The 18,544-nt window shown below is 71.5% G+C and carries 18 protein-coding genes; 7 read left to right on the plus strand and 11 right to left on the minus strand.

Annotated elements, in window-relative coordinates:
• Positions 1-53: 53 nt before the first annotated feature.
• Positions 54-875, plus strand: coding sequence for an enoyl-CoA hydratase/isomerase family protein (locus tag ACFUPX_RS04155; RefSeq protein ID WP_383315566.1), 822 nt, complete (start codon positions 54-56; stop codon positions 873-875).
• Between the two features lie 66 nt (positions 876-941).
• A complete protein-coding gene (locus ACFUPX_RS04160) occupies positions 942-1,556 on the plus strand; it encodes a flavin reductase family protein (RefSeq protein ID WP_383315569.1) in 615 nt (204 codons plus the stop codon).
• On the opposite strand, the gene ACFUPX_RS04165 is transcribed toward ACFUPX_RS04160, so the two are convergent.
• Complete coding sequence (locus tag ACFUPX_RS04165) at positions 1,549-2,877, minus strand: MFS transporter (RefSeq protein ID WP_383315572.1); 1,329 nt, start codon at positions 2,875-2,877, stop codon at positions 1,549-1,551. The genes ACFUPX_RS04160 and ACFUPX_RS04165 overlap by 8 nt on opposite strands.
• Positions 2,878-2,936: 59 nt before the next feature.
• Here ACFUPX_RS04165 and ACFUPX_RS04170 point away from each other — a divergent pair, with 59 nt between their 5' ends.
• The gene (locus ACFUPX_RS04170; RefSeq protein ID WP_383315575.1) at positions 2,937-3,989 is read left to right on the plus strand and encodes a GlxA family transcriptional regulator; all 1,053 of its coding nucleotides are present in this window, start codon (positions 2,937-2,939) and stop codon (positions 3,987-3,989) included.
• 39 nt (positions 3,990-4,028) lie between these two features.
• Here the strand turns inward: ACFUPX_RS04170 and ACFUPX_RS04175 are convergent, their stop codons facing one another.
• Genes ACFUPX_RS04175 through ACFUPX_RS04185 form a run of 3 tightly spaced genes read right to left on the minus strand, consistent with a single transcriptional unit; the run spans position 4,029 to position 7,287 of the window.
• Complete coding sequence (locus ACFUPX_RS04175) at positions 4,029-5,093, minus strand: Zn-dependent alcohol dehydrogenase (RefSeq protein WP_383315578.1); 1,065 nt, start codon at positions 5,091-5,093, stop codon at positions 4,029-4,031.
• Positions 5,090-6,361 (minus strand): acyl-CoA dehydrogenase family protein, encoded by a 1,272-nt coding sequence (locus ACFUPX_RS04180; protein ID WP_383315581.1) that lies wholly within the window; start codon positions 6,359-6,361, stop codon positions 5,090-5,092. Before ACFUPX_RS04180 ends, ACFUPX_RS04175 begins: the two co-directional genes overlap by 4 nt.
• Positions 6,362-6,375: 14 nt before the next feature.
• Positions 6,376-7,287 (minus strand): SDR family oxidoreductase, encoded by a 912-nt coding sequence (locus ACFUPX_RS04185; RefSeq protein WP_383315584.1) that lies wholly within the window; start codon positions 7,285-7,287, stop codon positions 6,376-6,378.
• An 84-nt stretch (positions 7,288-7,371) separates the two neighbouring features.
• Here ACFUPX_RS04185 and ACFUPX_RS04190 point away from each other — a divergent pair, with 84 nt between their 5' ends.
• Positions 7,372-8,346: a cyclase family protein gene (locus tag ACFUPX_RS04190; protein WP_383315587.1), complete on the plus strand. Its 975-nt coding sequence runs from the start codon at positions 7,372-7,374 to the stop codon at positions 8,344-8,346.
• Between the two features lie 449 nt (positions 8,347-8,795).
• Here ACFUPX_RS04190 and ACFUPX_RS04195 read toward each other — a convergent pair whose 3' ends face one another.
• The 3 genes from ACFUPX_RS04195 to ACFUPX_RS04205 form a co-directional block, all read right to left on the minus strand.
• Positions 8,796-9,314, minus strand: a complete 519-nt coding sequence (locus ACFUPX_RS04195; protein ID WP_383315590.1) for an ATP-binding protein — start codon at positions 9,312-9,314, stop codon at positions 8,796-8,798.
• A gap of 452 nt (positions 9,315-9,766) precedes the next feature.
• Positions 9,767-10,648, minus strand: a complete 882-nt coding sequence (locus ACFUPX_RS04200) for an acyl-CoA dehydrogenase family protein (RefSeq protein ID WP_383315592.1) — start codon at positions 10,646-10,648, stop codon at positions 9,767-9,769.
• Between the two features lie 8 nt (positions 10,649-10,656).
• The gene (locus tag ACFUPX_RS04205; RefSeq protein ID WP_383315595.1) at positions 10,657-11,826 is read right to left on the minus strand and encodes an acyl-CoA dehydrogenase family protein; all 1,170 of its coding nucleotides are present in this window, start codon (positions 11,824-11,826) and stop codon (positions 10,657-10,659) included.
• Positions 11,827-12,031: 205 nt separating this feature from the next.
• On the opposite strand from ACFUPX_RS04205, the gene ACFUPX_RS04210 reads away from it, so the two are divergent.
• Positions 12,032-13,609, plus strand: coding sequence for a class I adenylate-forming enzyme family protein (locus ACFUPX_RS04210; protein WP_383315598.1), 1,578 nt, complete (start codon positions 12,032-12,034; stop codon positions 13,607-13,609).
• A 31-nt stretch (positions 13,610-13,640) separates the two neighbouring features.
• Here the strand turns inward: ACFUPX_RS04210 and ACFUPX_RS04215 are convergent, their stop codons facing one another.
• A complete protein-coding gene (locus tag ACFUPX_RS04215) occupies positions 13,641-14,153 on the minus strand; it encodes an EF-hand domain-containing protein (protein ID WP_383315601.1) in 513 nt (170 codons plus the stop codon).
• Positions 14,154-14,367: 214 nt separating this feature from the next.
• Entirely contained in the window at positions 14,368-14,742 is a 375-nt protein-coding gene (locus tag ACFUPX_RS04220; RefSeq protein WP_383315604.1) for an STAS domain-containing protein, read from the minus strand.
• Between the two features lie 254 nt (positions 14,743-14,996).
• Between ACFUPX_RS04220 and ACFUPX_RS04225 the strand changes: the two genes are divergently transcribed.
• Both ACFUPX_RS04225 and ACFUPX_RS04230 read left to right on the plus strand, forming a co-directional pair.
• Positions 14,997-15,596 carry a sigma-70 family RNA polymerase sigma factor gene (locus tag ACFUPX_RS04225; RefSeq protein WP_383315608.1) on the plus strand — a complete coding sequence of 200 codons (600 nt, stop codon included), beginning with the start codon at positions 14,997-14,999 and terminating at the stop codon, positions 15,594-15,596.
• The gene (locus ACFUPX_RS04230; RefSeq protein ID WP_383315611.1) at positions 15,593-16,948 is read left to right on the plus strand and encodes an MDMPI N domain containing protein; all 1,356 of its coding nucleotides are present in this window, start codon (positions 15,593-15,595) and stop codon (positions 16,946-16,948) included. Before ACFUPX_RS04225 ends, ACFUPX_RS04230 begins: the two co-directional genes overlap by 4 nt.
• 54 nt (positions 16,949-17,002) lie before the next feature.
• Here the strand turns inward: ACFUPX_RS04230 and purU are convergent, their stop codons facing one another.
• Both purU and ACFUPX_RS04240 read right to left on the minus strand, forming a co-directional pair.
• A complete protein-coding gene (gene purU / locus ACFUPX_RS04235) occupies positions 17,003-17,887 on the minus strand; it encodes a formyltetrahydrofolate deformylase (RefSeq protein ID WP_383315614.1) in 885 nt (294 codons plus the stop codon).
• A gap of 53 nt (positions 17,888-17,940) precedes the next feature.
• Complete coding sequence (locus ACFUPX_RS04240; RefSeq protein ID WP_383315617.1) at positions 17,941-18,444, minus strand: hypothetical protein; 504 nt, start codon at positions 18,442-18,444, stop codon at positions 17,941-17,943.
• Positions 18,445-18,544: the final 100 nt, after the last annotated feature.

The raw sequence follows: 18,544 nt of genomic DNA on the forward strand, positions 1-18,544 counted from the left end.
TCTGCCCGCCCGCCCACCTGAACACCCCGCAGCGAAATGGAGTCCGTACCCCCATGTCACCCTCCCCCGCAGCCGGAACTGATCCCCTCGACTCATTGGTACTCCACGCCACTGACAACGCCGTCTCGTGGATCACCCTCAACCGGCCCGAAGCCATGAACGCCGTCACCTGGGACCAGCGCGAACGCGTCATCTCGCTGCTCGCCGAGGCCTCCGCCGACCCCGGCGTGCGGGCCGTCGTGATCACGGCGACCGGCAAGGGCTTCTGCGCGGGGGCCGACCTGCGCGGCGCCCCGAGCGTCGCCGAGCGCGTGCCCGGCGACGTGGCCCGCACGATCAGGCTCGGCGCCCAGCGCCTGATCGCCGCCGTCCTGGACTGCGAGAAGCCGGTGATCGCCGCCGTGAACGGAACCGCGGCCGGGATCGGCGCGCACCTCGCGTTCGCCTGTGACCTGGTGATCGCCGCCGAACAGGCCAAGTTCATCGAGGTGTTCGTACGCCGCGGCCTGGTGCCGGACGGCGGCGGGGCCTATCTGCTGCCCCGCCTGATCGGCCCGCAGCGGGCCAAGGAGCTGCTTTTCTTCGGGGATTCCGTGCCGGCGGCGGAGGCCGAACGGCTCGGTCTCGTCAACCGCGTCGTCCCCGCCGACGAACTGGAGAAGACGGCCCGCAGCTGGGCGGAACGCCTCGCAACAGGCCCGACCCGCGCCCTCGCCATGACCAAGCAACTGGTCAACGCGGCCCTCGATTCGGACCGCGCCACGGCTTTCGCGGCGGAGGCCGCGGCGCAGGAGATCAACATGACGACGCGGGACGCGAACGAGGGCGTGGCCAGCTTCGTGGAACGCCGCTCGCCTTCGTACGAGGGGCGATGACGCTCCGGAACGGCCCCGCCCCGGCCCTTCCAATCTGACGAACCGTCAGCTTCAATGGGCGATGTGATGGGACATGCAGGGATGGCGGCCACCGCCGTCCGATACCTCAGGTCGGTCGGTGCGCCGACTGCCACCGGGCGGGTCGAAGCACTCCCCCGCCCGAAGTTGCGGGCGGTCGGCGAGGACGAGCGGGCGCCGCTCGACGCGGGGGAGTTCCGGCGGGTCCTTGGGAACTTCGCGACCGGCGTGACCGTTGTCACCGCACCGGCATCCGAAGGTGAACCGGGCCCCGCCGGGTTCGCCTGTCAGTCCTTCTCCTCGCTCTCCCTCGACCCGCCCCTCGTCTCGTTCATGGTCGCGCGTACGTCGACGACCTGGCCGCGCATCGCGCGCGCCGGCGTCTTCTGCGTCAACGTCCTGGGCGCCGACCAGGGCGCACTGTGCCGCGGCTTCGCGGTGAGCGGCGCCGACAAGTTCGCAGGCGTCGTGTACGACCCCGCGCCCGTCACCGGCTCCCCCCGCCTGGCGGGCGTACCGGCCTGGATCGACTGCACGATCCAGGCCGTGCACACCGGCGGCGACCACCTGATCGTGGTCGGCCGGGTGGACGCCCTGGGCGCCACCGCCGACGGCGAACCGCTCCTGTTCCACCGGGGCACGTTCGGCACGCTCGCTACGTGACGGCGGGCCGCACCGCCTTCTCGTCCCCGACGCGCCGGATGACCAGGGCCATCAGCGCAGCCGCCGCGCACAGCGCCCCCGAGGCGATCCACATCACGTCGTACGACCCGAAGGTGTCCCGTACGACACCGCCGATGACGGCCACGAGCGCGGCGCCCACCTGGTGCGAGGCGAGCACCCAGCCGAAGACGATGGCACTGTCCTCGCCGTACTGCTCGCGGCAGAGGGCCAGGGTCGGCGGCACGGTCGCCACCCAGTCGAGGCCGTAGAAGACGATGAAGAAGATCATCGGCGGGTGCACGGTCGCGTGCAGCAGCAGCGGCAGGAAGAGCAGCGAGATGCCTCGCAGGGCGTAGTACACGGCGAGCAGCCGCCGCGCGTCGAAGCGGTCCGTGAACCAGCCGGAAGCGATCGTGCCCACGACGTCGAAGACGCCGATGACGGCGAGGAGCGACGCGGCCACCCTGACCGGCATGTGTTCGTCGTGCGCGGCGGGCACGAAGTGCGTCTGGATGAGCCCGTTCGTCGAGGCGCCGCAGATGGCGAAGGACCCGGCGAGCAGCCAGAACGGCCCGGTGCGGGCCGCCTTGAGCAGCACGGTGACCGCACGCCGTGCGGCCCCCGTGGCGGGCGGCGGCTTCGCCACGAACTCCTCGGAGCCGTACGGCTTCACGCCCACGTCCGCCGGATGGTCGCGCAGCAGCAGCCACACGAACGGCACGACGGCGAGCGCGGCCAGGGCGACGGTCACCGCGGCGGGACGCCACTCGTACGTGTCCACCATCCAGGAGAGCACCGGCAGGAAGATCAGCTGGCCGGAGGCGGAGGCCGCCGTCAGGATGCCGGTGACAAGTCCGCGCCGCGTGGTGAACCAGCGGTTGGTGACGGTGGCGGCGAAGGCCAGCGCCATGGACCCCGAGCCGAGCCCGACGAGCAGCCCCCAGCACAGCAGCAGCTGCCAGGCGGATTCCATCCACACGGTGAGGCCGGAGCCGAGCGCGATCACGATCAGGGCGACCGCCACCACCCTCCGGATGCCGAAGCGGTCCATCAGCGCGGCGGCGAACGGCGCGGTGAGCCCGTACAGCGCGAGGTTGATGGAGACGGCGAGGCCGATCGTGCCGCGCGACCAGTGGAACTCGGCGTGCAGCGGATCGATGAGCAGGCCCGGCAGGGAGCGGAACGCCGCGGCGCCGATGATCGTCACGAAGGTCACGGCGGCGACGAACCACGCACGGTGGATGCGGCGCCGCTGCCTCGGCGCCTCCACGGCGGGCTCGACCGGCTGATTCACGTCTGTCTGGGTCACGACAACAAGCATCCGGATACCGCCGCCCCCGAACGAGTGGCCCAAAGGACAGCATTAGCTAGGATCGGGCCATGGCCTCAGCGAACAGCAGTGGCGGTCGCAGCGGCAGTCGCAGTGGCAGCGGCAGCGGCAGCGGCAGCCGTCATCGAGTGGTGGTCCTGGCCCTGGACGGCGTCATCCCGTTCGAGCTCGGCATCCCCCAGCGGATCTTCGGCCGCGCCCGCACGGCCGACGGCGGGCCTCTGTACGAGGTCGTCACGGCCTCCGTCCGGCCCCCGGGCCCGGTGCGCACCGACGCCGACTTCGCGATCCTCGTGGAGAACGGCCCGGAGTGCCTGGCCGGCGCCGACACGGTCGTGGTCCCGGCGTCGTACGAACTGGGCCCGGTCCACGAGGAGGGCCGCCTGACCCCCGAACTGACGGCGGCCCTGGCCCACATCACGCCGGGCACGCGCCTGATCTCCATCTGCACGGGTGGCTACGTACTGGCCGCGGCGGGCTATCTCGACGGCCGCACCGCGACGACGCACTGGTCGTCGGCGGAGCACTTCCAGCACCTCTTCCCGCGGATCACGGTGGACCCGGACGTCCTCTTCATCGACGACGGCGATGTCCTGACGTCGGCGGGTGTGGCGGCGGGGCTCGACCTCTGCCTCCATGTCGTACGCGGCGACCATGGCTCCGCGGTCGCCAATGACGTCGCCCGCCGTACGGTGGTGCCCCCGCACCGGGACGGTGGCCAGGCCCAGTACATCCAACGCCCGGTTCCGGAGCCGCAGTTGGCGACGACGACCTCGGCGCGAGCGTGGGCGCTGGGCCGCCTCCACGAGCCGATTCAGCTCCGCGACATGGCGGAGCAGGAGTCCATGTCCGTACGCACCTTCACGCGCCGTTTCCGTGAGGAGGTGGGGGTCAGCCCCGGGCAGTGGCTCGCGCAGCAGCGGGTCGAGCGGGCCCGCCACCTGCTGGAGTCCAGCGACCTCTCCGTCGACCAGGTCGCCCGGGACGCGGGCTTCGGCACGCCCCAGTCCATGCGGCAGCACTTGCAGGCGGCCCTGGGCGTGACCCCCACGTCCTACCGCAGGACCTTCCGCGAAGGCGTGCCCGCCGGGCCTGTCCGGTGACCTCGGGGTACCCCTCATCGCCACCGCCCCGCAGGGACCTCAGAACGTCAGAACCCCCCGCGCCACCCGCCCCGCCTCCGCATCCCCCACCGCCTTGGCGAAGTCCTCCACCGGGTACGTTTCCGTCACCAACTCGTCCAGCAGCAGCCGCCCCTCCCGGTACAGCTCCGCGTACAGCGCGAAGTCCCGCTGCGGACGGGCCGAACCGTAGCGGCAGCCCAGGATCGACTTGTCCAGGAACAGGGACGACACCAGGAACGACGCCTCGGCCGTGGCCGGTGGTACGCCCAGCAGGATCGCCTGACCGTGCCGGTCGAGGAGGTCGACCGCCTGGCGGATCAGCTCGACCCGGCCCACGCACTCGAAGACGTGGTCCGCCCCGGACGGCAGCACCCCCCGCACCCCCTCCGCCGACAAGAAGAAGTCCGTGGCCCCGAACTGCCGCGCCACCCCCTCCTTCTCGGGATTCGCGTCGACCGCCACGATCCGCGTGGCCCCGGCGATCCTCGCCCCCTGGAGCACGTTCAGCCCGATGCCCCCGGTCCCGATCACCACCACGCTGTCCCCGCGATCCACCTTCGCGCGGTTCAGCGCGGCGCCGACCCCGGTCACCACCCCGCACCCGATCAACGCGGCGGACGTCAGCGGAATGTCCTGGGAGATCTTCACGGCCTGCACGGCCTTCACCACCGTGCGTTCGGCGAACGCGGAGTTCGCCGCGAACTGATAGATGGGCTCACCGCCCCGCGAGAACGGCTGCTCCGGCATCCCGATGGCCCGCCGGCACATGGTCGGCCGCCCCCGGTTGCACTCCCCGCAGACCCCGCAGCTGGCGATGGTCGAAAGGGCGACATGGTCACCGGCCTCCACATGCGTCACCCCCGCACCCACCGCCTCGACCACCCCCGCCCCTTCATGCCCGAGCACCACCGGCGAAGGGAAGGGAATGGTCCCGTCGATCACCGACAGGTCGCTGTGGCACAGCCCCGCCGCCTTGACCGCGACCAGCACCTCCCCCGGCCCCGGATCCCGTATCTCGAGGTCGTCGACGACCTCGACCCTGCTCCCCTCGGCCCTGCTCCTGTCGAAAACGACACCCCTCATCGCGCCTCCCTGGGCAGGCCGAGCACACGCTCGGCGATGATGTTCCGCTGAATCTCGTCCGAGCCGCCGTAGATGGTGTCGGCCCGCGTGAAGAGGAAGAGCCGCTGCAGGGCGTCGAGTTCGTACGGGGAGCCCTCGCTCCAGTCCACCGGACCGACGGCCCCGGCAGCCCCCCGCACCCCCATGGCCAGCTCCCCCAGCCGCTGATGCCACCCGCCCCACAGCAACTTGGCCACGCTGGGCGCCCCCGCGCCCGCCGCCGCGTCCCCGCCCGAACCGCCCAACGTACGCAGCGCGTTCCACCGCATGACCCGCAGCTCGGCCCACTGCCGCACCAGCCGGTCCCGCAACACCGGATCGCTCACCGCCCCCGAGGAGACCGCCTCCCGGACGACGGCGCCCAACTCCTCCTCGAAGCCGATCTGTTGTACGAGGGTGGAGACGCCCCGCTCGAACCCGAGCAGCCCCATGGCGACGCGCCAGCCGTTCCCCGCGCCCCCCACCACGTGCGAGGCACGCGCGATCGCCCCGTCGAAGAAGACCTCGTTGAACTCGCTCGTTCCCGTCAACTGCCTGATGGGCCGCACCTCGATGCGCCCCGGCTGGTCCATCGGCACCAGCAGGAACGAGATCCCCCGGTGTCCGGCGGACCCCGCCTCCGTCCGCGCGAGCACGAAGCACCAGTCCGCCTCGTGCGCGAGCGACGTCCACACCTTCTGCCCGGTGATGCGGTACGCGTCACCGTCCCGCACCGCCACCGTCCGCAGCCCCGCCAGGTCGGACCCGGCGCCCGGCTCGCTGTACCCCTGGCACCACAGCGCCTCCCCGCGCGCGATCGGCGGCAGGAACTCGTCCCGCTGCTCCCGCGTGCCGTGGGCGAGGAGCGTCGGGGCCAGCAGGTTCTCGCCGATGTGCCCGTAGCGCCCCGGAGCCCGTGCCCGCGCGTACTCCTCGGCCCAGACGACCTGCTGGGTCAGCGTCGCCCGCCGGTTGCCGTATTCGCCGAAGCCGCCACCGTCTCCAGGCACCCCACCGTCCCCCGGCCCCTCGCCACCCCCTGGCCCCTCGTGCGACCCCCACCCGAGCCCGATCCAGCCGCCCCGCCCCAACTCCCGTTCCCACGCCCGCCGTTCCCGGGCGTCCTCATGCTCACTGCCGGGCCCGCCCCGCCCCACCGCCCCGGCGAATACCCCCGCCAGGTGCTCGCCGAGCCACGCGCGGGCCTGCGCACGGAACTCCTCGTCGCGGGGCCCGAATCCGAACTCCACCGCCCGGCCCCGGCTTACGCGTTCGGCCGGTCTTTGGCGGCGGCGGCCTTCGCCATCGCCTCCAGCTGCGCCAGCATCGGCATCGGGTCGACCCCCACCGTCCCCGGCAGGAAGTCGGCGATCTTCTCCGGGGTCCAGCCGCCCTCCACATACCCGGACCGCAGCTCGCGCGGCTGCGCCCACACCGCGATCTTCGGGCCCGCGACGGTGTAGACCTGCCCGGTGATCTTCTCCTCGCGGGCCCGGTCGCTCAGCAGATACGTGACCATCGCGGCCACGTCCTCCGGCTCCCCGATCTCCTTCAGCTCCATGGGTACGTTGGCGGACATCCGGGTCCTCGCGACCGGCGCGACCGCGTTGGCGGTCACCCCGTACTTGTTCAGGCCCAGCGCCGCGCTCCGTACCAGCGAGATGATCCCGCCCTTGGCCGCGCTGTAGTTGGCCTGCGCGACCGAACCCTGGTGGTTGCCGCTGGTGAAGCCGATCAGCGTGCCCGTGCCCTGCTTGCGCATGACCGCCGAAGCGGCCCGGAAGACGGTGAACGTGCCCTTCAGGTGCGTGGCGACCACCGGGTCCCACTCCTGCTCGGACATGTTGAAGAGCATCCGCTCGCGCAGGATCCCGGCGACGCAGACCACGCCGTCGATGCGCCCGTACTCGGCGAGCGCGATGTCCACGATCCGCTGGCCGCCCGCCATGGTCGAGATGTCGTCGGCCACGGCGACGGCCTCGCCGCCCGCCGCCTGGATCTCCTTGACCACGCCGTCGGCTATCTCGCTGGTCGGCTCCCCGCCCTCCATGGAGACGCCGTAGTCGTTCACGACGACTTTCGCGCCCTCGGCTGCGGCGGCGAGCGCGACGGCCTTGCCGATGCCACGCCCGGCACCGGTCACGGCCACCACCTTGCCTGCCAAGAAGTTCCCCACGTCCGGCCCCTTCCCGCGGTTTCTGACGGACCGTTAGATTCTATGACCCGTCAGACACCAGAAGACAAGCCCCGGGGAGGACCCATGTCAGACTCGGTATCCACAAAGGCCGCACCCACGGCCGCCGCCCACTGCGCCCTGCCGCCCGAGTTCCACGACATCGCCAAACGCGTGAACAACTGGGGCCGTTGGGGATCCGACGACGAGATCGGCACGCTCAACCTCATCACCGACGAGGTCGTGCGCGAGGCCGCCGCCACCATCAGGACCGGCCGCCGCATCCCTCTCGCCCTGCCCCTCAAGGAGGACGGCGTCCAGACGGGCCTGATACCCGGCCGGATCAACCCCCTCCACACGATGGTGCAGATCAACCAGGAGCTCTTCGGACCCGGCACGGTCGCCACCAGCGACGACGCGGTCACGATGGGGCTCCAGGCGGCCACCCACTGGGACGCGCTGACCCATGCCGCACACTCGGGAAAGATCTACAACGGCCGCCCCGCCGACACCATCACCGCCCACACCGGCGCCCGGTTCAGCGGCATCGACAAGGTGCCGCACCTCGTGTCGCGCGGCGTCCTGCTCGACGTGGCCCGCGCCAAGGGCCTCGACCGGCTGCCCGGCGACCACGCCGTCACCCCCGAAGACCTCGCGGAGGCAGAGGAGTTCGCGGGGATCACCGTCCGCGCCGGCGACATCGTCCTCGTACGCACCGGGCAGATCCGGACCTACCTGGCGGGCGACAAGCACGCGTACGGCTACCCGTCCCCCGGCCTCTCGATCCACACCCCGGAGTGGTTCCACGCGCGCGATGTCGCGGCGGTCGCGAACGACACCCTGACCTTCGAGATCTTCCCGCCCGAGATCGAGAACCTCTGGCTGCCCGTGCACGCGCTCGACCTCGTCGAGATGGGGATGCTCCAGGGCCAGAACTGGGATCTGGAAAAGTTGTCCACAGCCTGTGCAGAAGTTTCCCGCTACAGCTTCCTGCTCTCCGCGATGCCCGAGCCGTTCATCGGCGGCACGGGGACACCGGTGGCCCCGGTCGCGGTGCTGTAGGGCGGGGCGCGCTCGGACCTCACGCGGCACGAGCCTTCGGATGGCGGCGCCCCGGCACCCGCCCCGAGCGCGCTGCCGCACGCACCGCCATCCGGCTCCGGCGCGCAAGCCCTGCCTTGTCGGCCACGAAGGGACAGGCGCCGAATGGCGACCCACATCTCGTCGAGGACCGGACCGGTCCGTGGACCACACATCACGGACCACGGACCACGGACCACCGTCCCTCGACGTCCCCTCGCGGCGAATCGCTGCACACAAGCGTGATCAATCGGACACGATACGTCAACACCCGTTCGGTGATTAATGAATTATGCCGCTTTTGTTCCGGACGCGCACGACCGCGCATCGCGGCATGGAGCGGCGCATACGGGCGCCCGGCGCGAACGCGCGGAGGACGGGAGCTGCGAGACGGGGACGTGCGGAGAGGTGCGGGGCGGCCGGGGCGGGGTTCAGACCGCCTCGTACGCCACGTCTTCGTACGTCGTCCCCTCGAACGCGACCGCCTCGACGCCCGCATCGCACCGGTCCACCTCGCACCAGATGCTCTTGCCCGCGCCCTCGGTCTGCCAGCCCCAGCGGTCGGCAAGACCCTCGACGAGTTCCAGGCCCCGGCCGTTGGTCGCGTCGCCGTCCGCGTGCCGCGGCACCGGCGGGTGCGCGCTGGTGTCGGCGACCTCGACACGGACCGTGCCGGGACCCGCACCCGTGGCGCCCGTGGCGCCTGCCGCACCCGCCGCCTCCTCGGCGACATCGGGCACGTCCGGGAGCCGCATGCGCAGTACGGCCGGACAGCCGGTATGCACCACCGCGTTGGTGACGAGCTCCGAGATCAACAGGATCAGCGTCTCGGCCAGTGACTCGTCGACCTCGATCCCGGAACCGGCGAGCCGCGAACGAGCCCATCTCCGGGCCCGACCCACCTCTGCGGGGTCGGGCCTGACCTCCAGCTGAACTTGAAGCACCTGCACCGCTCACACCATCCGAACCGGCGGACACATCGCCTCGCGACTCCACGGGGTCACGGAACGTGATCCCCTTGAGAGACAGCATGGTTGACGTTCAGTCACCCCAACAAGCGCTTCAGGCATATTCCAGCGCGAAGGAGTACGCGTGCGGCATACTGTGCGACGCACGCTGCGGGGGGTCGAACAGGCGGGCATACAGCCCCTTCCCGCACCGCGAATGGCACGCATTGCCGGGTCCGGCGCCGCCTCAGGGGCAACACCGGGATGGCCCAGCCTCAGAACCACTCGCATCTGACACAAGGTACCGGAGCGGAAGCCCGACTCCATGCCGTGACGAGTCACGCCTAGGACACAACCCGGTATCGACGCTCAGTAGCCTCCCCCCACTTCGGGGACTCCACAAGTCGATCACTCTCCGCGCATCAGCCACTCTCCGCACATCAGCCCCAACGGCCTCACAGCGCGGCCGCCAGCTCCTCCTCCGCCCGAGCGGCCGACCGGCCGAGTCCGGCCCGCACCCAGGCCCGCTTCAGATGCAGGTGCACATCGGCTTCCCAGGTGAACCCCATGCCGCCGTGCACCTGCAGACAGTCGCGCGCGCCCCGCGCCGCCGCATCGTCGGCGAGCAGCCTGGCGCCCGCGATCTCCTGTGCGTCACCGGTGACGGACGCGGCGTACACGGCCGCGCGGGCGACCTCGGTACGGACGAGCATCTGCGCGCAGAGGTGCTTGACGGCCTGGAAGGCGCCGATGGGCTGCCCGAATTGCGTACGTTCACGGGCATAACGGACGGCGGTCTCGCAGGTCTTCCCCGCACTGCCGAGCTGCTCGGCGGCGATCAACAGCTCAGCCTCAAGCGCCGCTGTCGAGGACGCCACCGCCCCGCCGCCGGGCACCCGGTGGAGCGGCGTCAACGGATCGACGGACCGCAGCGGAACGGCCCCGGCCGCCTCCCCCCGGACCACGTCCGCCTCGTCGAGCCAGGGCACGAGCCCGCCATCGGACACGGCGGTCACCACGGTCGCCCCCTGCGCCGCCCCCGTGACCTCCCCCGCCGCGAGGAACGTGGCCACCAGCGGTCCGGGAAGCAGCGCGCGCCCCGCCTCCTCGAAGGCCAACACGGCCTCCGGAAGACCCAGGCCGACCCCGCCCTCCTCCTCCGGCACCCGCAGCGCGAAGAACCCGGCGTCCCCGAGCTCCCGCCACAGCGCGCGGTCCAGCGAAGGAGCCCCGGCGCCCGCGGCCTCCCGCAGCACGGACCCGTCGAACCGCCCCTCCAGAAGCTCCCGCACGCCCGCCTTCAACGCCCGCTGATCTGCCGTGAGTTGGAAGTCCATACGAAGCCTCACCGCCCCTTCGGGAGGCCGAGTATCCGCTCGGCCACGATGTTCTGCTGGATCTGCGAGGTCCCGGCGGCGATCGTGTACGAGAGCGAGGAGAGCCGGTCCAGGGTCCACTCGTGACCCAGGTCGAGCGCGCCGCCGGCCCCGAGCACCTCGCCCGCCGCCTCGTACAGCTCCTGGCGCGCGTGCGAGTAGCGCAGCTTGAAGACGGACCCGCCGACGCCCGGCACCCCGCTCCCCGCCCGCTGCGACTCGCTCACGTTCCACTGCGTGAGCCGCCACAGCGCCCCGAACTCCGCGCTCAGCCTGCCGAGCCTGCGCCGCAGGACCGCGTCGTCCCAGCGGCCGTTCTTGCGGGCCTCGCGGGCAAGTTCGCCCAGGACGCGGCGGCAGGCGACGACCTCCCCCACGAAGGCCGTGCCCCGCTCGTACGACAGCGTCACCATGGTCACGCGCCAGCCGTCGTTCTCCGCGCCGACCCGGTTGGCGACCGGAACCCGCACCTCGTCGAGGAAGACCTCGGCGAACTCGGTCGAGCCCGCGAGCGTGCGCAGGGGGCGGACGGTGATCCCGGGGGCGTCCATCGGCATCGCGAGCCAGGAGATGCCCCGGTGCTTGGGGACGTCCTCGCTCACCGGGGTCGTACGCACGAGGAGTTCGCACCAGTCGGCGACCTCCGCGTGCGAGGTCCAGATCTTGGATCCGCTCACCACGTAGTCGTCGCCGTCCCGCCACGCGCGCGTGCGCAGCGACGCGAGGTCCGAGCCCGCGTCCGGCTCGCTGAATCCCTGGCACCACACCTCGTCGCCGCGCAGGACCGGCGGCAGCCACCGGGCGCGCTGCTCCGGCGTCCCTTCGGAGGCGATGGTCGGGCCCGCGTGCAGCAGGCCGACGAAGTTCGCCCCCACGTAGGGCGCACCGGCCTTCTCCGTCTCCTCCAGGAAGATCAGGTGCTGGGTCGGGGTGGCTCCCCCGCCGCCCGCGTCGACGGGCCAGTGCAGCCCCGCGTACCCGGCGTCGTACAGCCTGCGCTGCCACCCCATGTCGTACGTGCGACGCCCCGGCCAGTCCAACGGGTCGGGGCGCGGCGGGAGTTGGGGAAGCGTGCTGGCCAGCCACTCGCGCAGTCCGGCCCGGAAGGACTCCTCCTCCTGCGTGTACGTGAGGTCCACGTCAGGCCCGCTCGCCCAGGTCCAGCTCGGTCATGGTGTCTCCTCCGGTCGTCCCTCCGGACCCTGCGAGCCACCTGATGGCCCGTCAGATCACCCATCGGTTGGCAGGCTAGCCGCGCACCTCTGGACCGACAAGGCGGTGAGGCTTACGCTCTCGGCACGATCTGACTCCCCGTCAGTTCAGGGCCGTCCATGAGGGGATCGCATGAGGACCTCGGAGAACGAGACCGCGTACGAACTGGGAGCGTCCCGCACACTCTGGGAGCTCATCGAGCGCCGCGCCGCACTCACCCCGGACGCACCCGTCCTCATCCAGGCCGCGGCCGACCCCGCCGACGACCGGACACTGACCTTCGGCGAACTGCGCGCCCGGTGCCTGCGCGTGGCCGCCGGGCTCCACGAAATGGGCGTACGCCCCGGCACCGTCGTGGCCTGGCAGCTGCCCACCCGCATCGAGACCGCCCTGCTCTCCTTCGCGCTCGCCCATATCGGCGCGGTCCAGTCGCCGGTCATCCCCTTCTACCGCGACCGCGAAGTCGGCTTCGCGCTGCGGGAGTCGAAGGCCGAGTTCTTCGCCGTGCCGGGGGTGTGGCGCGGCTTCGACCACACGGAGATGGCGCGACGGCTCGGCGCGCGAGGCGTCTTCCAGGCGTACGCGTACGAGGATCTGCCGGACGCCGATCCTTCGGTGCTGCCGCCGCCGCCCTCCGACGGCACGTCCGTACGGTGGATCTACTGGACGTCGGGCACGACGTCCGACCCCAAGGGCGTGCTGCACACCGACCGTTCACTGATCGCGGGCGGCTCGTGCCTCGCGCACGCGCTGCACCTCTCGGCGGACGACGTCGGCTCGATGGCGTTCCCCTTCGCGCACATCGCGGGCCCCGACTACACGGTGATGCTGCTCCTGTACGGCTTCCCCGCGGTGATGTTCGAGCAGTTCGCGCTGCCGGACGCGCTTGACGGCTACCGGCGGCACGGCGTGACGGTGGCGGGCGGGTCGACCGCGTTCTACTCGATGTTCCTCGCCGAGCAGCGCAGACTCGCGCCGGACGAGAGGGTCATCCCCACCCTGCGCCTCCTCGCGGGCGGCGGGGCGCCGAAGCCGCCGGAGATCTATCACGCCGTCGTACGGGAGATGGGCTGCCAGCTCACCCACGGCTACGGCATGACCGAGGTGCCGATGATCACCATGGGCGCGCCGGACGACACCGCCGAGAACCTCGCGACGACGGAGGGGATGCCGCCGCCCGGCATGGAGATCCGGGTCACGGACGCCGAGGGCAAGGAGGTGCCGGCCGGTGTCGACGGTGAGGTGCGGCTGCGCGGGGAGGCGGTCTGCCAGGGGTACTTGGACCCGGAGCAGAGCGCCGGGGTCTTCGACGCGGACGGCTTCCTCATCACGGGCGACCTGGGTCACGTACGCGCCAGTGGCCACCTGGTCCTGACGGGGCGGGCCAAGGACATCATCATCCGCAAGGGGGAGAACATCTCCGCCAAGGAGATCGAGGATCTGCTCCACCGGCATCCGGCCGTGGGGGACGCTGCGGTGATCGGCCTCCCGGACCCCGAACGGGGCGAGCGGGTCTGCGCGGTGATCGAGCAGCGGCCGGGAACGCACGACGCGCTGACGCTCCCCTCCCTGACCGCGTATCTGCGCGGGGAAGGCCTCTCCACCTACAAGCTGCCGGAGCAACTGGAGCTGGTGGAGGCCCTTCCCCGCAACGAGACGCTGCGCAAGGTGCTCAAGTACAAGCTCCGGGAACGGTTCACGCGCGGCTGACCACCCGGGGGCTCACTCGGGGCCCGGTGGCTCACTCAGGAACGGTGAAGTACCCCGCGAACGCCGCGACGACCTCCTCCTCCGTGACCCGCCCGTCCTTGTCGGTGTCGAGCGAGCCGCCCGCGGCGCTCGCGATGTCCTCGGGGACGCCGAGGGCCTTCAGCACGCGCTCGACCTCCTGCGGGCTGACCGCGCCGTCGCCGTCGCCGTCCGCGACGGCGATCACGGCGTCGAGGAAGGGCCGCGCGATCTCGGCGAACCGGGCCGGGTTGTCGCGCAGGCGCTTGACCGCGCCGCCCACGAACTCCGGCTTGGTGATCATCTGGTCGCCGTCACGGTCGGCGATCCCGGCCATGCCCTGCCAGAAGGCCTCGGCGCCGATGTAGAGCGCCTGGCCCTTCTCGGAGCGTGCCGTCGCGCCGAACTCACTGAGCAGGGCGGCGGCCGCCGTGCTGAAGTCCTCACGGGAGATGTAGCCGTTGCCGTCCTGGTCGAAGGTGGCGAAACGGGCCGCGATCTTACGCTCGTACTCGGCACTGTCCATGGTGTTCGGGCCGCCTCACTTCTGCGGTTGGGTGCGTGTGCACAGGGGGTTCCCCGGGTGTCTCTGGCAGCGAGCGTACGTGTTCGGCGACCGCCCGGAGGCTGGATGCCGACGCTTGTGCCAAGACCGGAACAAGAGAGGTTGTACCAGGCGCGGGACCTTGGTGATCTTTCAGGTCTCGCCGCCGGTCACGGGGAGTTGTTCGGGGGCGGCATCAGGCGGAGAGCGGTACCGCCTCGTCGTCCACCGCCGCCGCCACGTCCGGGAAGACCTCGAAGAGCCTGCGTACGCCGAGGGCCGCGAGGACGCGGTTCACGTGGGAACCGTCCTCCGCGCCCTTCGCGGGCAGTATCAGGCGCAGCCGCCCCTGACAGGAGCGGAACAGACGACGCGTCGCGATGAGCACGCCGACGCCGCTGGAGTCGCAGAAGAGGACGTCGGAGAGGTCGAGGACGAGGCTGTGCCGGCCGTCGGCCACCGCGTCGTGCACGCGCTGGCGCACGACGGGAGAGGTCACCAGGTCCATCTCGCCGGACACCCGCAGCACGGCCCAGCCGCCCTGCTCGTCCACCGCCACCTGCAGCGTCACTCGCACGCCTCTCGCTCGCCGATACCGCTCGCCCGTAGCTCGCCCGTAGCTCGCCCCGGCTATGCGGAAGCTGTCCCTACGCTTCCTGCGTACGTCGCGGCTGCCCCACCTCTTCCCCATGAAACACCAGGAACGCTGTTCCCTATCATCCGAGGCCGGGCGGAGGCGCACTTTGCCTTAAAGGCAACGCGTTGTCGGTGGTGGCGACTACATTCGATGGAGGGGCAAGGAACGGCACGTGCAGAGGGGGCCGCATGGCGAAGGACGCGCCGCGTCGCTGGGACCGCCGCATGCAGCAGCGCCTCGCGCACGGGGAGGCAGCCGCGCTCGGGGAGCTGTACGACCGCTTCGCCTCGCTCGTGCACGGCCTGGCCCACCGCGTGCTCGGCGAGGAGGACGCGGCCGACCGGATCACCCGCGAGGTCTTCGCCCACATCTGGGAGAACCCCGACGCGTACGACCCCAAGCAGGGCCCCCTGCGCTCCTGGGTCGCCACGCTCACCCACCAGCAGGCCGTCCGGCGGCTGCGCCAGACCGAGTCCGCCGCCCTGGCCCGCGGCGGCGAGGGCACCATGGAGGACCTGGAGCGCAAGGTCCGCCGAGCATCGGCCGCCGCCCGCGCGGACTACATCGTCACGGCCATGCCCGCCCCGCTGCGTGCCGCCCTGGAGCTCGCCTACTTCCAGCGGCGCGACTACCGCCAGACGGCGGCCGATCTCGGCGTGACGGAGGACGAGGCGCGGCGCCGCCTGCGCCTGGGCCTGCAGCTGCTCTCCACCGCGAACGACGCGGCGGGACCGGCGGAGCCGCACCCCTCGGCGGGCCCGCCTCCCGGTTACGGGAGAGCGCTGTGACCGGGCCCGACCGGCAGGAACCGTTCGAGGAACCGCACCGCCCGCAGGACGGCTGGGGCGACCCGGACAACCAGGACAACCAGGGCGGACAGAGCGGTCGGTACGCGCGGGGCGACCATGGTGAGCAGAGGGACTCCCGGCGGCCGCCTCGCATACCGCTGCCCCGTACGTCCATAGAAGACACCGGCCGCCCCTTGCCCGACCCTCCCTTCGCCCTGGACCACCGCATCCTGAAATCACTGCTCGGCGCCTGGGCGCTCGCCGCCTGCTCGGTCGACGAGGCCATCGCGGTCGAGGAGCACCTGGGCCACTGCGGCCCCTGCGCGGAGGAGGCCCTGCGGCTGCGCGACGCGGTGGGCCTGCTGCACCAGGAGGAGAGCCTCGACCTCGGCCCCGGCCTGCGCAACCGCGTCATCGCGAGCTGTCTGGGGCGGCGCCCGCCGCGCATCCCGGTGCCCGAGTGGGCCGTTCCGTACGACGCGGAGACCGCGCGGCTCGACGCGCTGCTCCGGGACATCGGCGAGTCGGAGTGGCACGCTCCGGTGCGCCTGCGCTGGTTCGACGAGGACAGCCCGGTCAGCCGCAAGACGACGGTGGCCGGGGTGATCGCCCATCTCCTCGCCGTCGACGGCCTGGTCGCGCTCGCCCTCGGCCTCGACGACCCGCTGGGCAGAGAGGCGCCACCGCAGGCCGACCCGGGCCGCCGCACCGAGGCGTACTGGCGCGCTTCGTACTTCCCGCCCACGCGCGCGGTACGCGGCCCCTGGCGCGAGCAGAGCCACGAGCTGATCCGCACGGTGTCCTTCACGGCCGGCGGGGTGTACGGCTCCGGCTCGGGCGGACTCACCGTCCCGTACAGCGCCCCGGACGCCCAGGGCAACCGCGTCGAACTGCCGCTGCGGGACTCGATGCTGGACCGCGCCTTCGAGTGCTGGATCCACGCGGGCGACATCGCCGACGCGGTGGACTATCCGTACGAGCCGCCGTCCCCGCGCCATCTGCACCGCATGATCGACCTCGCCGCCCGGCTGCTCCCCGGCACCCTCGCCGAGCGCCGCCGCTCGGGCCTTGCCGCGCCCTCGCAGAGCCTGGTGGCGGCGGGCGCCCCGGGCCGGAGCCTGCGCCTGGAGGTCGAGGGAATGGGCGGCGGCGAGTGGTTCATCCCTCTGGACTCCCCCGGCGCCACCGCGTCGGCGGACCGTGAGGTGGCCCATGTGGCGCTGGACGGCGTCGAGTTCTGCCGTCTGGCCGCGGGCCATGTGTCACCGGAGGAGGCGGCGGCAGGACAGGTGGGAGACCGCCAGGCGATCAGGGACGTGCTGTTCGCGGCGGCGTCGCTGAGCAGGATGTGACCCGCACACCGGCCAGCCCCGCCTCACCCCACCTGGCCCCGCCTCACCCCGAGGTCAGGCGAAGACGACCGTACGCCGCCCGTTCAGCAGAACCCTGCGCTCCGCATGCCACTTCACGGCCCGCGCCAGCGCCTGGCACTCCACGTCGCGGCCGATCGCGACCAGCTGGTTCGGCGTGACGTCGTGGCCGACCCGCTCGACCTCCTGCTCGATGATCGGCCCCTCGTCGAGGTCCGCCGTCACATAGTGCGCGGTCGCGCCGATCAGCTTCACACCGCGCGCGTGCGCCTGGTGGTAGGGCTTCGCGCCCTTGAAGCTCGGCAGGAAGGAGTGGTGGATGTTGATGATCCGGCCGCTGAGCTGCTTGCAGAAGTCGTCCGAGAGCACCTGCATGTAGCGGGCCAGGACGACGAGCTCCACGTTCTCGGCGTGCACGAGCTCCAGGATCTGCGCCTCGGCCTGCGCCTTGTTCTCCTTGGTCACCGGGATGTGGTGGAAGGGGATGTCGTACGAGGCGACGAGCTCGGCGAACTCCGTGTGGTTGGAGACGACCGCCGCGATCTCGACCGGCAGCGCGCCGATCCGGGAGCGGAACAGCAGGTCGTTCAGGCAGTGCCCGAACTTCGACACCATCAGGACGACCCGCATCTTGTCGTCGGCGCGGTTCAGCTGCCAGTCCATGTGGAAGGAGTCGCCGATCGCCGCGAAGCTCGCCCGCAGCTTCTCCACCGTCACCGGCGCCTGAGCCGAGAAGTGGACGCGCATGAAGAAGAGCCCGGTGTCGTGGTCGCCGAACTGCTGGCTGTCCTCGATGTTGCAGCCGGTCATGAAGAGGTAGCTCGACACGGCGTGCACGATGCCCTGTTTGTCCGGGCAGGAGAGCGTGAGGACGTACTGCTCAGCGGGGTCGGCGGACGCGGCGACGGACGGCTCGTTCATGCGCTACAGGTTCCCACAACCGCGGCACCCGACGGGACCACGGGCGGGTGTGCTCAGCTCCCCGTCCGCGTCATGATCCGCAGGACCTCCAGCGTCCGCGGCGGCACATCGGGGTCGTCCGCGTCGGCGGCCGCCAGGCGGACGTGCGCGTCGCGCGCCGCCCTGACCGCCTCCGGCCACCCCGGGTGATCCAGATAGGCGGAGACCAGCGCGTCGGGCCCGACCTCGTGCATGATCCGCAGCACCCGGAGGACCGCGGCGTCGACCAGGGCCGCCTCCTCCTCGTCGCGGAAGATCGTCCCCACGTACTTCTCGGCGGACCAGTTGTCGAGCCACGTGTCCTCGACGAGCCGGTACACGGCGTCGGTCACGTCCCCGTACTCGTCGCGCCCGGCGAGCCAGCACTCACGCTGGAACCCCGGGTCGGAGAGCATGTGCAGCGCCGAGCGCACGTTGCTGCGCCAGCGCCACCACGGCATGTCGTTCGTTGGCATGCCGCCCATGGTGCTTGAGCGACGGCCACGACGGGAAGAGTTCTCCGAACCTTGCACGGTCATCGATCGTACGTTCCCCTTTCGCGGAGCCGAACCGCCCCCTGTCATTCACCTTCTTGTCACCATGCGTTGAGAACGCGTCACTCCATGGTTGGCACTGCGG

The sequence above is a fragment of the Streptomyces sp. NPDC057302 genome (assembly GCF_042667685.1).
Taxonomy (GTDB): Bacteria; Actinomycetota; Actinomycetes; order Streptomycetales; family Streptomycetaceae; genus Streptomyces.

Bases quoted from the DNA above. Each gene is read 5' to 3' on its own strand.
- ACFUPX_RS04175 (WP_383315578.1), bottom strand. From the start codon at position 5,093: ATGAGGGGTGTCGTTTTCGACAGGAGCAGGGCCGAGGGGAGCAGGGTC.
- ACFUPX_RS04190 (WP_383315587.1), top strand. From the start codon at position 7,372: ATGTCAGACTCGGTATCCACAAAGGCCGCACCCACGGCCGCCGCCCAC.
- ACFUPX_RS04160 (WP_383315569.1), top strand. From the start codon at position 942: ATGGGACATGCAGGGATGGCGGCCACCGCCGTCCGATACCTCAGGTCG.
- ACFUPX_RS04165 (WP_383315572.1), bottom strand. From the start codon at position 2,877: ATGCTTGTTGTCGTGACCCAGACAGACGTGAATCAGCCGGTCGAGCCC.
- ACFUPX_RS04170 (WP_383315575.1), top strand. From the start codon at position 2,937: ATGGCCTCAGCGAACAGCAGTGGCGGTCGCAGCGGCAGTCGCAGTGGC.
- ACFUPX_RS04225 (WP_383315608.1), top strand. From the start codon at position 14,997: ATGGCGAAGGACGCGCCGCGTCGCTGGGACCGCCGCATGCAGCAGCGC.
- ACFUPX_RS04210 (WP_383315598.1), top strand. From the start codon at position 12,032: ATGAGGACCTCGGAGAACGAGACCGCGTACGAACTGGGAGCGTCCCGC.
- ACFUPX_RS04215 (WP_383315601.1), bottom strand. From the start codon at position 14,153: ATGGACAGTGCCGAGTACGAGCGTAAGATCGCGGCCCGTTTCGCCACC.
- ACFUPX_RS04155 (WP_383315566.1), top strand. From the start codon at position 54: ATGTCACCCTCCCCCGCAGCCGGAACTGATCCCCTCGACTCATTGGTA.
- purU (WP_383315614.1), bottom strand. From the start codon at position 17,887: ATGAACGAGCCGTCCGTCGCCGCGTCCGCCGACCCCGCTGAGCAGTAC.
- ACFUPX_RS04200 (WP_383315592.1), bottom strand. From the start codon at position 10,648: ATGGACTTCCAACTCACGGCAGATCAGCGGGCGTTGAAGGCGGGCGTG.
- ACFUPX_RS04240 (WP_383315617.1), bottom strand. From the start codon at position 18,444: ATGACCGTGCAAGGTTCGGAGAACTCTTCCCGTCGTGGCCGTCGCTCA.